This is a genomic window from Marinobacter azerbaijanicus, assembly GCF_030250645.1.
In the GTDB taxonomy this organism is placed as follows: domain Bacteria; phylum Pseudomonadota; class Gammaproteobacteria; order Pseudomonadales; family Oleiphilaceae; genus Marinobacter; species Marinobacter azerbaijanicus.
This window is the reverse complement of the sequence record NZ_JASSVS010000014.1, coordinates 14,781-29,918: the sequence shown is the minus strand read 5'-3', so window position 1 is coordinate 29,918 and position 15,138 is coordinate 14,781. Positions and strand designations below refer to the sequence as shown.

At 56.0% G+C, this 15,138-nt stretch carries 10 protein-coding genes; 8 read left to right on the top strand and 2 right to left on the bottom strand.

Annotated elements, in window-relative coordinates:
* Positions 1-46 precede the first annotated feature (46 nt).
* Both QPM17_RS20135 and QPM17_RS20130 read right to left on the bottom strand, forming a co-directional pair.
* Positions 47-289 carry a hypothetical protein gene (locus QPM17_RS20135; protein ID WP_285393266.1) on the bottom strand — a complete coding sequence of 81 codons (243 nt, stop codon included), beginning with the start codon at positions 287-289 and terminating at the stop codon, positions 47-49.
* 149 nt (positions 290-438) lie between these two features.
* Positions 439-726: a hypothetical protein gene (locus QPM17_RS20130; protein WP_285393264.1), complete on the bottom strand. Its 288-nt coding sequence runs from the start codon at positions 724-726 to the stop codon at positions 439-441.
* A gap of 216 nt (positions 727-942) precedes the next feature.
* On the opposite strand from QPM17_RS20130, the gene QPM17_RS20125 reads away from it, so the two are divergent.
* The 8 genes from QPM17_RS20125 (at position 943) to QPM17_RS20090 (ending at position 15,132) form a co-directional block, all read left to right on the top strand.
* Positions 943-2,262: a TolC family protein gene (locus QPM17_RS20125; protein ID WP_285393262.1), complete on the top strand. Its 1,320-nt coding sequence runs from the start codon at positions 943-945 to the stop codon at positions 2,260-2,262.
* 5 nt (positions 2,263-2,267) lie between these two features.
* Positions 2,268-3,566 (top strand): efflux RND transporter periplasmic adaptor subunit, encoded by a 1,299-nt coding sequence (locus QPM17_RS20120; protein ID WP_285393260.1) that lies wholly within the window; start codon positions 2,268-2,270, stop codon positions 3,564-3,566.
* The gene (locus QPM17_RS20115; RefSeq protein WP_285393259.1) at positions 3,563-6,688 is read left to right on the top strand and encodes an efflux RND transporter permease subunit; all 3,126 of its coding nucleotides are present in this window, start codon (positions 3,563-3,565) and stop codon (positions 6,686-6,688) included. Before QPM17_RS20120 ends, QPM17_RS20115 begins: the two co-directional genes overlap by 4 nt.
* A 154-nt stretch (positions 6,689-6,842) precedes the next feature.
* The gene (locus QPM17_RS20110; RefSeq protein WP_285393257.1) at positions 6,843-7,304 is read left to right on the top strand and encodes a (2Fe-2S)-binding protein; all 462 of its coding nucleotides are present in this window, start codon (positions 6,843-6,845) and stop codon (positions 7,302-7,304) included.
* Positions 7,301-9,631, top strand: coding sequence for a xanthine dehydrogenase family protein molybdopterin-binding subunit (locus tag QPM17_RS20105; protein WP_285393255.1), 2,331 nt, complete (start codon positions 7,301-7,303; stop codon positions 9,629-9,631). The genes QPM17_RS20110 and QPM17_RS20105 overlap by 4 nt, the downstream gene beginning before the upstream one ends.
* 60 nt (positions 9,632-9,691) lie before the next feature.
* Entirely contained in the window at positions 9,692-11,152 is a 1,461-nt protein-coding gene (locus QPM17_RS20100) for a malate:quinone oxidoreductase (protein WP_285393253.1), read from the top strand.
* A 39-nt stretch (positions 11,153-11,191) separates the two neighbouring features.
* Positions 11,192-12,928 (top strand): isocitrate/isopropylmalate family dehydrogenase, encoded by a 1,737-nt coding sequence (locus QPM17_RS20095; protein ID WP_285393251.1) that lies wholly within the window; start codon positions 11,192-11,194, stop codon positions 12,926-12,928.
* A gap of 95 nt (positions 12,929-13,023) precedes the next feature.
* A complete protein-coding gene (locus QPM17_RS20090) occupies positions 13,024-15,132 on the top strand; it encodes a putative bifunctional diguanylate cyclase/phosphodiesterase (protein ID WP_285393250.1) in 2,109 nt (702 codons plus the stop codon).
* Positions 15,133-15,138: the final 6 nt, after the last annotated feature.

Below are 15,138 nucleotides of genomic sequence, written 5' to 3'. Positions count from 1 at the left end.
ATAAGTGGTCGACTATTTATTTGACTTGCTAATTCTGAGATTTCATTCAAGAATGAGTGTTATCCATGTCTTTGTTGCCTGATTCATTTTCTTCGTATTTCACCCCTGATTTACTAATATTCCGGTGATTGGTTTTGTTCTGTGCGCAGACCATTTCAGATTTTTCTGCACTGATTGTTTTGTTCGGGTAACTGCGTGCTTCATTGATACGATCCGCCAAGCCCGAGTTGGCAGTAGCCATGGTTGAAAATAAGGCAGTGACTGCCGCAGCGATAATTGCTTTCTTCATGATATTGTCCTTTCTTGCCATAAACAGGCTCAGTAATTCAGCTCGGTTTCAGGTTTGTGTGTTTTACTTGTTCGCGATCAGGGCATCGACTGCTCAACATTTGAGTTAGCCGGTGCTTGTGTCTCCGCGAGTTGACTTTGCCGCAGGGGTTACCCTGCGGTGTTTTTCTCTCTTTGTTCTAGTGCCTTATGATAGGCTCGGCCCTCTTTCGTCATCATTTTCACGCGAGCCTCCATACCCAACTCAGAAATTGCATAAAGCGTCATGTCTCTGTGCAGGCGTTGCATATCCTCATTCTGAAGAATGTTTTCAGCAGACTGTTTTTCCTTCATTTGGCTGTGCATGGCCTTCATATCTTTATTATCTGACATGTTGCCTGCAAATACACTTGTTGAAAGGGCAACTGCTGAAGCTAATACAAATAATTTTTTCATCATTTCACCTCCTGTTTGGTTGGTGAGATTATTAAATCACCGGTTTCTGAAATGGCCCTGAATTTAAAATTAAAATTTATACAATATTTTTGATATTTGTCAGGTATTAAAAATACTTGAGCCAGGTCAAAATACACTGTTTTTATTATAAATTTCAGTTTGGTTTCAGATTAGAACCATAAGATCTCCTTTCGGAATAATTTCAACGGAGATATCAAGTTGTCCATCCTTCCTCGCATTATAAAACCGGCCATTATTGGCGCGCTGGTTCTGACCAGTCTGCCCGGTTGGGCGGAACCAAAGCTTGATCTGACGAGCGTCATCAATGCCGCCATCGAGAACGATCCCTGGCTTCGCCAGAGCGCCCGGACGCAGGACGCGTTGATGGAAGAGTCCTACGCAGATGGAGCACTCCCTGATCCTCGGGTAACCATCGGCGCCGCAAATCTGCCCACCGACACCTTCGACACCGGGCAGGAAGCGATGACTCAGGCGACCATTGGCGTTTCTCAGCGGATTCCCCGGGGAAACAGTCGTCAACTGGCCAATGAGAAAAAGGTACGGATGGCGGGGGTGCAGCCGTTCCGGCGGGAGAACCGCCGCGAGCAGGTAATGGAGAGGGTAACTCACCTCTGGCTTGAGCTCTGGCGATCCCAGGAGAGTATCCGGTTAATTGAGAATAAACGGTCGCTTTTTGAACAGTTGGCAGATGTGGCTGAAGCGGGCTACACCTCTGCCTCCATGGGGGCCAGGCAACAGGATATTATCCGCGCTTCGCTGGAACTGACCCGGCTTGAGGACCGTTTGGCAGCCCTGAGCACACAACTTGCGTCCAATCGTGAATCGCTGGGTGAGTGGATTGGCGTGGAGGCAGCACAGTTACCAGTGACCGGACAGATTCCGACACAGCTATCGACCGAGCTTCCGGACGAGTGGCGCGAAACGAATATCGATGGATTGATCCGCCACCCCTCGATTCGGGCGACTGATCAGTTGATTGATGCCCAGACCATCGATGTGGACCTGGCCCGCCAGGCCTACAAACCAGAATGGTCTGTTTTCGCGCAGTATGGATATCGGGACAGGGCGCCAAACGGCCAGGACCGCGCCGATCTGTTTACCGTGGGCATTGGTTTTGACCTTCCGATTTTCACCGGTAACCGACAGGACCGAACGCTGCGCGCCTCTACCTTACGGCTGGAAGCTGCCAGATCCGAACGGATACTTCAGATGCGGGAGCTTCAGGCCAGGGCCCGTGCTGCTTTTGCACGGATTGAGCGTCTTGACGACCGCATCAGGCTTTACCGTCAGGCCCTGCTGCCACAAATGGAAGAACAGGCCAGCGCAGCCCTGAGTGCCTACGACAATGATGATGGCGACTTCGCTGAAGCCGTCCGTGCACGCATTGACGAGCTCAACGCCCGGGTCGAGTTAACGCAGCTCATTGCCGAGCGAGCAAAGAACCTCGCCAGCTTCCGCTATCTGACTGCGGATTCCTCAGACACCCCCTCCTTCTCAATGACGAACTATCAGGACTGATCAACATGGCCAATCTGATTCGCCCTTTGGGCTTTGTATTGCTGGGTGGCGTTGCCGGAGCAGCGGCTGCCTACTGGCTGGCCCCCGAAGCCGTAACGAACCATGCCCCCGAAACAGCCAGCACTGAAAGCAAAGAACCCTTGTACTGGGTAGCACCCATGGACCCCAACTTCAAACGTGACAAACCGGGCAAGTCACCCATGGGAATGGACCTTGTTCCGGTTTACGAGGAGGGGGGATCGGGAGAAGACGCTCCTGGCACTGTCCGTATTTCACCAACAGTGGTTAACAACCTAGGCGTGCGCACCGCGCCCGTGATTCAGGGGCGGCTACAAAGCAATCTCAGGACCGTGGGATACGTCGAGTACAACGAGGATGAGATGACCCACGTACACCCGCGTGTCGAGGGCTGGATCGAAGCCCTTTACGTCAAGGCGGAAGGCGAACCCATTGAGAAAGGGAATCCCCTGTACACCCTCTACTCGCCAACGCTCGTCAATGCCCAGGAAGAGTTGCTACTGGCATTGAACCGGGGTAACCAGCGCCTTATCAACGCAGCGGAAGAGCGCCTCAAGGCTCTGAATGTTCCAGCGACCGTGATGCGGCAGTTGAAAGACACCCGTGAAGTACAGCGGACAATCACCGTTAATGCCCGGGCTTCGGGCGTAATTGACAACCTCAATGTCAGAGAGGGTATGTTCATCAAACCTGGCGATCGGGTTCTGTCGATTGCAGCGCTGGACGAGGTCTGGGTGATCGGAGAGGTGTTTGAAAGCCAGATTCCGGCACTGGATGCCGGTAATCGGGTGGTGATGACCCTGGATTACATGCCCGGGCGTCAGTGGAAAGGGCGCGTGGACTATGTCTATCCCGAGGTTAATCCGCAAACCCGGACAGCACAGGTCAGAATGCGTTTTGACAATGCCGACGGCGCGCTGATGCCAGGCATGTTCGCGGGGCTGGAGATTCAGGGAGACCGGAGGGAGCGGCGTTTACTGGTTCCCCGGGAATCCATAATCCGGACCGGGCAGAGCGACCGTCTGGTGCTGGCACTGGAGGAGGGCGCCTTCAAGTCGGTCAATGTGACCGTCGGGCGCATCGGGGAGCTGTACGCGGAAATTCTCAAAGGCGCCAGTCCTGGCGATAGGGTGGTGACATCGGCCCAGTTCCTGATTGATTCGGAGTCCAGCAAAACCTCGGATTTCCAACGCATGTCTGCACCGCCTGATAGCGGGATGGATCCGGAGATGAACCACGAGGGTATGGATCATAGCAGCATGAACCATGGCGGGGGCGAGTCATGATTTCGTCCATTATCTACTGGTCTATCCGTAATCGCTTCCTGGTTCTGCTGGCCACAGTGTTGCTGACCGGCCTTGGACTCTATTCGCTCAAGAACACGCCAGTGGACGCCCTGCCGGATCTCTCGGATGTGCAGGTGATTGTCAAAACCAGTTTCCCGGGCCAGGCTCCGCAGGTGGTGGAAGACCAGGTGACCTATCCGCTGACCACCGCCATGCTCTCGGTACCCGGTGCTCAAACGGTAAGGGGCTACTCGTTCTTTGGCGATTCCTATGTTTACGTGATTTTTGACGAAGACACCGACATGTATTGGGCCCGCTCCCGCGTGCTGGAGTACCTTTCCCAGGTGGCGCCCAGTCTGCCTGACTCGGCCCGGCCCCAGCTTGGTCCGGATGCCACCGGGGTCGGCTGGGTTTATCTGTACGCCCTGGTTGACCGTACCGGGAACAATGACCTGAGCGAGCTTCGCAGTCTTCAGGACTGGTTTCTGAAGTACGAACTGCAAACGGTGCCCGGTGTTTCCGAGGTCGCCGCCCTGGGTGGCATGGTGAAGCAGTATCAGGTCAGGGTCAGCCCAGAAAAGCTCCGGGCACTGAATATTCCCCTGGCTCACATCCAGAACGCCATCAAGCGCGGAAACCAGGAGGTGGGTGCGTCCGTTATTGAAATGGCCGAGGCGGAATACATGGTCCGAACCTCCGGCTATATCCAGTCACGTGAAGACCTGATGTCGATCCCGTTGGGCCTGGATGTCAATGGCACGCCCATTCTGTTGAAGGATGTGGCCAGTATTGAGGTTGGCCCCCAGATGAGGCGGGGGGTTGCCGAATTGAATGGTGAAGGCGAGGTCGTTGGTGGCGTTGTGGTGATGCGCTTCGGTGAAAACGCCCAGGAAACCATTAATGGCGTGAAAGCAAAACTGGAAGAGCTGAAATCGAGCCTGCCCGAGGGCGTGGAGGTGGTGACGGTTTACGATCGGTCCGGTCTTATCGAGCGTGCCGTCAACAATCTGGGCTTCAAGCTGCTTGAAGAGTTTGTGGTGGTGGGCCTGGTGTGTCTGGTCTTCCTGTTTCACGTTCGCTCGTCTCTGGTGGCCATTCTCAGCCTTCCTGTCGGCATTCTGACGGCCTTTATCATCATGCACTGGCAGGGAATCAACGCCAACATCATGTCCCTGGGAGGGATTGCGATTGCCATTGGCGCCATGATTGATGGCGCCATCGTTATGATCGAGAACATGCACAAGCACATGGAACGGACGCCGCTTACGCCCGAGAACCGATGGGAGGTGGTGGCCAGATCAGCCTCCGAAGTCGGGCCGGCGCTGTTTTTCTCGCTATTGATCATCACCGTCAGTTTTGTGCCGGTATTTGCCCTGGAGGCCCAGGAAGGGCGAATGTTTGCACCGCTGGCATTCACCAAGACCTATGCCATGGCAGCCAGTGCAGCGCTCGCGGTGACGCTTGTGCCAGTGCTGATGGGTTACTTTATCCGCGGAAAAGTACTCCCGGAGCACAAGAACCCCATCAACAGGCTCCTTGTGGCTGCGTATATGCCGGTACTGAAGCTGGTACTCCGGTTTCCGCTATCCACGGTCGTGCTTGCGATACTGGTACTGGCTATCGGATTATGGCCGGCCACCAGAATCGGCAGTGAGTTCATTCCCCCGCTGGATGAGGGGGACCTGATGTACATGCCGACAACCTATCCCGGCATATCCATCGGTAAGGCCCGGCAACTGTTGCAGCAGACGGACAAGCTCATTGCCACTGTGCCGGAAGTTGAAACCGTGTTCGGTAAAGTAGGGCGGGCGGACACCGCCACAGACCCGGCCCCGCTGACCATGATTGAAACGTTTATTCAGCTCAAGCCAAGGGATGAGTGGCGGGCAGGCATGACTACCGAAAAATTGAAGCAGGAGCTCAATACCCTGATTCGTTTCCCTGGCGTGACCAATGCCTGGGTCATGCCAATCATTACCCGTATCGATATGCTGGCAACCGGGATCAAAACACCGGTCGGCATCAAGGTTGCGGGCCCGGATCTCGCGGTCATCCAGGGCATTGGCAAACGCCTCGAAGAAATCATGGTGGACATACCCGGTACCGCATCTGTCTATTCCGAGCGGGTCGCCGGTGGTCGTTACATCAAGGTGGATATTGATCGCGAACGTGCGGCTCGCTATGGGTTGAATATCGCCGATGTACAACAGGTCGTGGCCTCTGCGATTGGTGGGATTAACGTTTCGAGAACCATTGAGGGGCTTGAGCGGTACCCGATCAATCTGCGGTATCCGGAGGATTACCGGGATTCCCCGGAAAAACTCGAACAACTTCCGATTGTGACTGGCTCAGGACAGCGAATCTCGCTGACGGATGTTGCCGATATCCGCGTCGAGGACGGGCCGCCGGCTATCAAGAGCGAGAACGCCCGCCTCAACGGCTGGACCTTTGTGGATATTGAGGGAGTCGATGTGGGTACATACGTGGAGCGGGCAATGGCCACGGTGAATGAAAAACTGGATCTGCCCGCAGGCTACTCTGTCAACTGGTCGGGTCAGTATGAATACATGCTCCGCGCCAAGGAAAAGCTGACCTATGTGGTGCCGTTAACGCTGGCCATCATCGTCATCCTGCTGTTCCTGAACTTCAGGAGTTTTACCGAAGTGGGAATCATCATGGGCACACTGCCGTTTGCGATGATTGGCGCTATCTGGCTGATGTATCTGCTGGGCTACAATTTTTCTGTCGCAGTCGGCGTCGGCTTCATCGCCTTAGCGGGTGTCGCGGTTGAAATTGGTGTAATCATGCTTGTCTACCTCAACCAGTCTTACCAGGCCATGCTGGAGACCTGTGAACAGAAAGGCCTGACACCACGAAGGGAAACCCTTCGGCATGCGGTGCTCCATGGGGCTGGTTTACGGGTGCGCCCGGTGATGATGACCGCCGCAGCCATTATTGGTGGTCTGGTACCAATAATGGTTGGTACCGGCACAGGCTCTGAAGTTATGGGGCGAATTGCCACGCCAATGGTCGGCGGCATGATAACAGCCGTCATCCTGGCGCTGCTGGTGATACCGGTGCTGTATTACCTGGTTAAACGCAAAGGTGTGAACGGCGACTGACTGCTGTGGGCCCTGGAATGTTAACCATCACGGGGCCCGGAATTCGGGCCCGTGTATCGCCAGGTGGGTTGGTGACACGTGCCCATAGCTACTAAGCTTACTATTTCAGTTCAATTTCGCCCCAGCCGCGGCCATGTGATGATGAGGCAGATCAATGATTACCCTGACCATAAACGGACAAAAGCACGAGCTGGACGTTCCCGACAATATGCCCCTGCTGTGGGCCATTCGCGACGTTGTTGGAATGAAAGGCACAAAGTTCGGATGCGGAATCTCCGAGTGCGGCGCCTGCACCGTCCACCTGGATGGGGTGGCAACGCGGTCCTGCATAACACCGGTCTCTGCCGCCAAGGGAGAGATCACGACCATTGAGGCGATGGCCGACGACCCGGTTGGCAGGAAAGTGCAGCAGGCCTGGCTGGACCTGGGCGTGGCCCAATGCGGGTATTGCCAGGGTGGACAGATTATGAACGCCACCGCGCTGTTAAAGAAAAACCCCGAACCGGATACCCGGGAAATTGTTGATGCCATGGCTGGCAACCTCTGTCGCTGTGGCACTTACAACCGGATCCTGGCGGCCATTGAACGCGCGGCAGACAAGGAGACCAGCTCATGAGCCGATCAGACGATACACTGCTGCTTGCCAACATCAGCCGTCGCGGCCTTCTGAAGGGGCTGGCCGGGGGCTCGGCACTGCTGCTGGCAGCCCGCTGGGACCTTGGGCTGGCCAATGAACAGGCCCAGTTTGGCGCCGGCGCCATGCCCGGTGGCTGGGTGGATGACCCGAATGTGTTTATCCAGATCAGTTCCGATGGCGTGGTCACAATCATCAATAACCGTGCCGAGATGGGGCAGGGCATCCGCACCAGCCTGGTCATGGTGGCAGCCGATGAACTGGGCGCGGACTGGGACCAGGTTCGGGCGCAGCAGGCGGATGCTGACCAGGACAGGTATGGCAACCAGAACACCGATGGCTCCCGCAGTATGCGCCACTGGTATCAACCCATGCGCCGTGCGGCCGCCGCCGCCAGGCTGATGCTTGAGCAGGCCGCCGCCAGTCAATGGGATGTCCCGGTACACGAGGTGAGAGCAGAGGTCCATAAGGTGGTGCACCCTGCTACGGGCCGGGAGCTCGGATTTGGAGAGCTTGCAAAGGCCGCCAGGGAGCTTGATGTTCCGGGCAGGGACGCCCTGGTCCTGAAATCCGACGATGAACTGCGCTTTATTGGCAAGGAATCCGGGCTCATCAACGGTGAATTGAAGTCCGCTTGCCCCAAGGCCATTGATGGTGAGGACATTGTCACTGGCAAGGCGGTTTTTGGCGCTGATGTGAATCTGGAGGACACCCTTTATGCGGTTGTCGCCCGCCCTCCCGTTTACGGGGCCCAAGTAAAAAATGTCGATGCCACGGAAGCCCTGGAAGTCACTGGTGTGAAAAAGGTGGTCCGGATAGAGGGCACCGGCCAGCCGGCGGTATTCAAGCCACTTGGCGGGGTCGCTGTGGTGGCTACCAATACCTGGGCTGCCATGGAAGGCCGAAGGGCCCTGAAGATTGAATGGGACACCGCACCGGCCGGGGGCAATGCTGATTACACCTCGGATGCCTACCGGGAATCCCTGGAAAAGGCGGCGCAGTCCCCCGGTAAGGTCATCCGCCAGTCCGGCGATGTCGAGACCGCCCTGAAAAATGCCGATAAACGGGTATCAGCGACTTACTACATGCCCCATATGGCACAGGCCCCCATGGAACCGCCGGTGGCGGTGGTCAGAATCAGGGATGGTAAAGCTGAGGCCTGGGCACCGGTCCAGAACCCGAGGGCGACCCGCGAGGGCATTGCGGAATTACTGGAGATGGATAAGGAGAACGTGACCGTCCATCAGACGCTGCTCGGTGGTGGCTTCGGGCGCAAATCAAAGCCGGATTTCGTGATCGAAGCGGCCCGGGTCGCGAAAGAATTCGAGGGACAGCCCGTCAAGCTGCAGTGGTCCCGTGAGGATGATATCCAGCATGCCTACTTTCACGCGGTCTCCGTGGATCATCTGGAAGCGGGGCTGGACGGGGAAGGCAAGGCAACCAGCTGGCGCCACCGGACCCTGTCTCCCAGTATCGCCTCGCTCTTCGCCCCGGACCCCAAACACAAGGGAGAATTCGAGCTGGGCATGGGTTTCAACACCATGCCATTCAGTATTCCTGCAATCCGGCTGGAAAATCCACCCGCACCGGCCCATGTCCGCATTGGCTGGTTCCGCTCGGTGTACAATCTGCCTCATGCCTGGGCCATCCAGAGTTTTGCCCATGAAATGGCCGTGGCAGCTGGCAAGGACCACCGCGACTACGTGCTGGAACTTCTGGGGCCCGGCCGCGAAGTTCACAACCTCACCGTCGGAGATGGCTGGAACTACGATGAAGACCCGGACCTGTACCCGATTGACGTTGCCCGCATGCGCAGGGTGATAGAGCGAGCCACTGAAGAGGCCGGCTGGGGGCGTGAGACTGGCAAGGGGCGCGGCCTTGGACTGGCCTTCCACCACAGCTTTGTCTCCTATACCGCCATTGTCTTTGACGTGGAGGTGAGCGATGAGGGCGAACTGACCATACACCGGGCGGACATTGCCTTCGACTGTGGTCCGCAGGCCAATCCGGAGCGAATACGGGCGCAGATGGAGGGCTCCTGTGTGATGGGCATCGGCATCGCGCTCCAAAGCGAGGTGACCTTCGAAAATGGCGTTGCCCAGCAGTCAAACTTTGACAGCTATCTGATCCCACGGATGCCGGATGCGCCGAAAGTGGTGAGGGTGCACCTGATCAACAATCCCGACGACGCCATGGGCGGTGTCGGCGAACCCGGCCTGCCGCCAGTTGCACCGGCGCTTTGCAATGCCATCTATGCCGCCACCGGAAAACGCATACGGCGTCTCCCCGTTGGCAACCAACTGAGCTAGCGCCCGTGCAGACGCTCGATTATCGTATACAGGTTTCTTCAAAAAAGGCGAATAGACTCAATGAATGTAATCATCATCGGCGCGGGGATAATGGGAACCACTTTTGCCACTCTGGCAAAAGAAATGGCACCCGACCTGGATATTACCATCCTGGAACGGCTGGGCAGTGCCGGGGCGGGAAACTCCTCTGCATTCTGGAACGCCGGCACGGGCCATGAAGCGAACTGCGAGCTCAACTACACCCCCGTGGATGAAGAGGTGATTTCGGTCGAAAAGGCGCTGAAGATCCATGCCCAGTTCAATGTTGCCAAACAGTTCTGGGCCTATCTGATCAGAAAGGGCGCCATCAAAGACCCTAAAACGTTCATTAACCAGACCAAGCACTGCACCATCGTCTCCGAGCCGGCCATTGAAGAGCTGAGACTGCGATTTAAGGAAATGTCAGCCCATCATTTTTTCGAGCACATGCGTTACTCGGAAGACTTTGATGAAATCAAAAGCTGGATCCCCTACACAATGGAAGAGCGTCCCCGCCATGAAAAAATGGCGGCTACGGTTATTGAAACCGGGACAGACGTTAACTTTGGTGCGTTAACCGAGCGGATGGCGGCGCACGCAGCGCAAAAGTTAGGTGTGCAGATTGAATATGGCACCCATGTAAAACGCGTGCACAGGAGCCCCACAGGGCGCTGGCTTATCGAGGCCCGTAAAAACGGGGCACCGGTTCAGCATAGGGCGGATGTACTCTTTGTGGGTGCCGGTGGAGGCGCATTTCCGCTGCTGAAGAAAAGCCACCTGCCATTCCGGAGTCGGTTTGCGGGCTTTCCTGTGGGAGGCCGGTTCCTGCGGGCTGAGATCAGCGAAGAGCAGGCGAAGGATTACCGCGCCAAAACCTATGGCAAAGCGAAAGTTGGCGCGCCCCCCATGTCTGTGCCGCATCTGGATCTGCGGGTCGTGGATGGCAGGCACTATCTGCTGTTTGGTCCTTTCGCATCCTTTAAACCGGTTCTTGAGAAAGGGCGTGGATTCTTTGATTACCTGAGCTCAATCCGGCTGCACGATATCCCGGGTTTGCTGAACGTCGCCCTAGAGCACTTCCCTCTGGTCAAGTATCTGGTTTCAGAGACCTTCAAGGGTGAAAAGAGCATGCTCGAAGAACTTGAGAGCTTTGCCCCCGGGCTGAGCAAAAAATTCGATTGGAAGCCGATCGAAGCGGGCCAGCGGGTGCAGATCATCAAGGACGGGGATCTGCAGATGGGCACGGAAATTCTTGTTTCCTCTGACAAAACCTACGGGACTTTACTGGGAGCATCACCTGGCGCCTCTGTCTCCCCCGAGGTCATGCTGCGCTGTCTGGAACAGTTGATACCGTCTATATTTTCTAACGAAGACGCCCAGAAAAAGAAGCGTGAGATCTTTCCTGAAGATGACCTGAATACACTGATCAGGGATCCGGATCGTTATCGGAAGATTCGCGATGAAGTGAACAGACAGTTGGGAATAGTCCAGTCCGGAGCGTAATGAGTCCGACCCACACTGCCGATACCGCAGGGAGACATTATGGACAGCAGGATCAATGTAACTTCGCCTCTGGTCATCCTTCACGGGGATGAGATGGCCCAGGTTGCTTTCGAGAAGATTCTCGAAAAATTCGTGACCGCGCGCCTGAAAATCCAGCTTGAGCAAATCGATCTGTCCGCGGAACACCGACTTCTGACCAATGGTGAAGCCGTAACCCAGGCCATTGAAGCCCTGCAACGCCACGGCGTCGGCGTTAAGAACGCCGGTATGACTGTCAACCGCCAGCAACTGGAGGAACTGCTTCGCAAGCATCCGGAAGTGGATGCCGAGAACCTGCATCCGCTGGCCACCAAATCCCCCAACGGCGCCATCCGCAAGGGTATCAGCGGTAACATTACCCGCGAGGACATCCAGTTCCGCAATCTCAAGATCAGCCGGCCGGACTGGATCGGACGTGACATCGAAGTTGACACCATGGAATTCGGTGGCATAAAAGACAGCTTTAACCAGCTCTCACTGGCCACTGGCGTGGTCAAACTGATGTTTGTGGGCAGCAGCGGCGACCCGATTGAGTTGCACCGCCGCGAGATCCGCAAGGGCGATCCCTGGCTGCTGGCGACCAATGATCTGGAAGACGTCAAGGCCTGGGCTCACCACTTTTTCCAGCGCGCCATCGACGAGAAACGCGATGTCTACCTGGGACTGAAAGACACTGTTATCCCCGGTTACGACGGTGTCATGCGCGCGGCGATAGAGGAGATCTACGAAAACGATTACCGTAAGCAGATCAGTGGTCTGGGGCTGAACTACTATTACGAGCTTATTGACGCCCAGGCCGCGCGCATCGTGTCCAACCCGCCAGAGCGGGCACTATGGGGCGTGCCTGACAACACTACCGGGCGCAAGCTGTTGAAACTTGTCAACCAATTGCGGGAGTTTGGCATCCCCAGCCGGGGTGCCCACGTATCCATTTCCCGCATGAGCGCCGGCGGTGGTGACCAGTACGGCAGCTTCAACATGCCGGCACAGGAGGACGGCATTCTCAAGGTGATCGTCGATGGCGACGAAAAGCACGCACGCCATGTCCGGAAAGGTGACCCCATGCTGCTCATGTCCAATGATCGTGAAGCCATCAAGGACTGGGTGGCCCAGGTGTTCCGCGACGCATCCCGCAAGGATAAAGAGGTCTACTTCGGCCTCAAACGTGAGTACATGGAGTACGACGAAGTTTTCAGCGACGTGATTACTGAAGTGCGTCGGGAACTGGCTCGTGATCACACACCACCGCCATCGTTCATGATCATGCGGCCTTCCAGCCAGCTCAAGAAAATGATTACTGACCCTCCGAGAAACGCCCTCTATCCCTCCCAGAATCTGGACGGCGACATCTTCTCGGACATCTCCGCCGCCCTCGGCGGCAGCCTGGCCACCGCCAGCTCCATCATAGAGAGCAAGGACGGCACCATGCTCTTCGAGGCGCCCCATGGCACCGCCCATGATCTCTACCTGAAATACCTGGAGAGCGAGGGCCGGGACGCCCACTTTAATCCGTCCGCGCTGATTTTCGCACTGGCCAACGCCCTGGAAACCCTCGGTGAGCGGGAAGGTAATGAGCCTCTGGCTGAATACGCCGTCAACCTCAAGGCGGCATTGACCAATACCGTCGACAGAGGGATTGTCACCGCAGACCTGAAGGGCAAGACCGTTGATCCCGCTTCGGAGCAGGTGGTGGACATGGCAGGTTTTCTAGACGCGGTAGAAACCGCGCTATCCTGAGCCATTTTCAATGAGCACTGTTTGATTGAAAAAAGATACTCGGTAGACCACATTAAAGAGTGGAGTCCTTCAACGAACGCGCGAGGTGAGTAAGGATGAGACTACCCGAGTTTATTCGCGCCCACATGGAAGATATCTTGCGGATATGGGAATACGATGCCAAACAGATTCTGCCCGTTCCGCGCCTGACCAGAGAAGAATTACGCGATCACATTGAAGAGATATTACTTGGTATCGCCGTAGAGCTTGAGCGGCAGCCCATCGGTCATGATCGCTTTGATGAATTCTGTCCCCGACATCCCGACAGTATGGGCAGCGCCCGCATCCATGGCTCCGAAAGGCACGATTTGGGTGCAGACATTGTGCATGTGGCAGCCGAATTCCGTGCTTTACGCCTTACAGTTATTGAGCTTTGGGTACAGTACGAGGGTTATATTGACAAGGAGAGTGCTCAGGAGCTGATCCGGTTCGACAACGAGATCGACATTGCCCTGGCTCAATCCATTGAAAACTACGCTCTGAGAAAACAGCAACAGGGGCGACTGTTCGAAACCATGCTGTCCTCGCTGCCGGACCCATGCTACATCCTGAACCTCGATGGCGACTTCCTTTACGCCAACCGGGCCATGGCTGAACTGTGTCAGGTGCCGGCCGAAGATATTGTTGGTCGGACATTTTCCGAAATGCCTCTGCCTTCCCAATACAATGGTGAAATAAAGCTCAAAGAGGTGATTCGCCACAAGGAACGGCGCAATAGTGAGATAATTATTGAGGATCCTTCCGGCAAGATTCGTTATTTTGAGTGCCTCTATGCCCCGGTTATCGACAACCAGGGGCAGGTGGAAGCCGTTTCCGGGATTGCCCATGACGTTACCCACCGCAAGGAGTCAGAAGCAAGAATCTGGCGCCACGCCAACTACGATCTTCTTACCGGGCTGCCCAATCGCAGGCTGTTCATGGACCGCCTCGACCAGCATGCGGCCCATTCCGACCGCACTGGTGACCCTTTCGCTTTGCTCTACATCGACCTGGATCATTTCAAGGACATCAACGACAGGCTCGGGCATGAAGCTGGAGACATGCTGCTGAAAATGATCGCCGAACGGGTCAGTGCCTGTGTGAGGCAGTCGGACACAGTTGCCCGCATTGGCGGCGATGAGTTTACGGTGCTGCTGCTGGATACTGGCGATCTGAAGCTCATAGAGGGCATCGCCGGCAATATCCTCGCCGAGCTGGAACAACCCTTCCAGTTGGGAGATAACTCAGTGAGCATAACCGGCAGTATCGGCATAACACTGTTTCCTGAAGATGCCGGCACGGCCCAGCAGCTATTGAATGATGCCGACCAGGCCATGTACCTGGCCAAGCATTCCGGCCGTAACCGGTTGTGTTACTTCACAGACGTTATGAGAACCGACCGCACAGAGCGCCAACAACTGATGACTGACCTGCGAGAGGCACCCGCCAAGGAACAACTCAGGCTTTATTATCAGCCGATAATCGACCTGTCCAGCAACCGTATTGTCAAGGCGGAGGCGCTTTTGCGGTGGCAGCATCCTGAACAGGGAATCAAGCTGCCAGAGGAGTTTCTCGGCCTCGCAGAGGAAGCGGGACTCATGTCTGCCATTGAACACTGGGTATTTTCCGAGGCCGCCAGCCAGTCTGTTTATTGGTCCGCGTTTATGGACAGTTCGTTTCAACTCACGATCAATTCATCGCCCCTGCAATTTACCCAGAGTATTAGCCGTAGACCCTGGGAAGCGCACCTGGACACATTCCTGAACTCCAGGACCGGTATTGTCATTGAACTCACGGAGAACATTTTCCTCAGCGATTCAGAGCAACTGACACGAAATTTTGCGGAGCTCCGGGAGGCCGGCGTTCAGCTGGCGCTGGATGACTTCGGGACGGGGTATTCCTCGCTGGCGTATCTGAAACGCTTTGATGTTAACTACCTGAAGATTGACCAGAGCTTTGTGCAGGAAAATGTGCCGGGGTCGAACAGCCACGCCATCGCTGAAACGATCATCATGATGGCTCATAAACTGGGGTTGCAGGTGGTGGCAGAGGGTGTAGAAACCGCGGAACAACGGGACTGGCTCAAGGCTGCCGGTTGCGATTTCGCTCAGGGGTTTTTCTTTTCAAGGCCAATGCCGGCATCGGAGCTGGAACCGTTGCTCCGTAGCGGTTACATCCATCACTGACGGCGA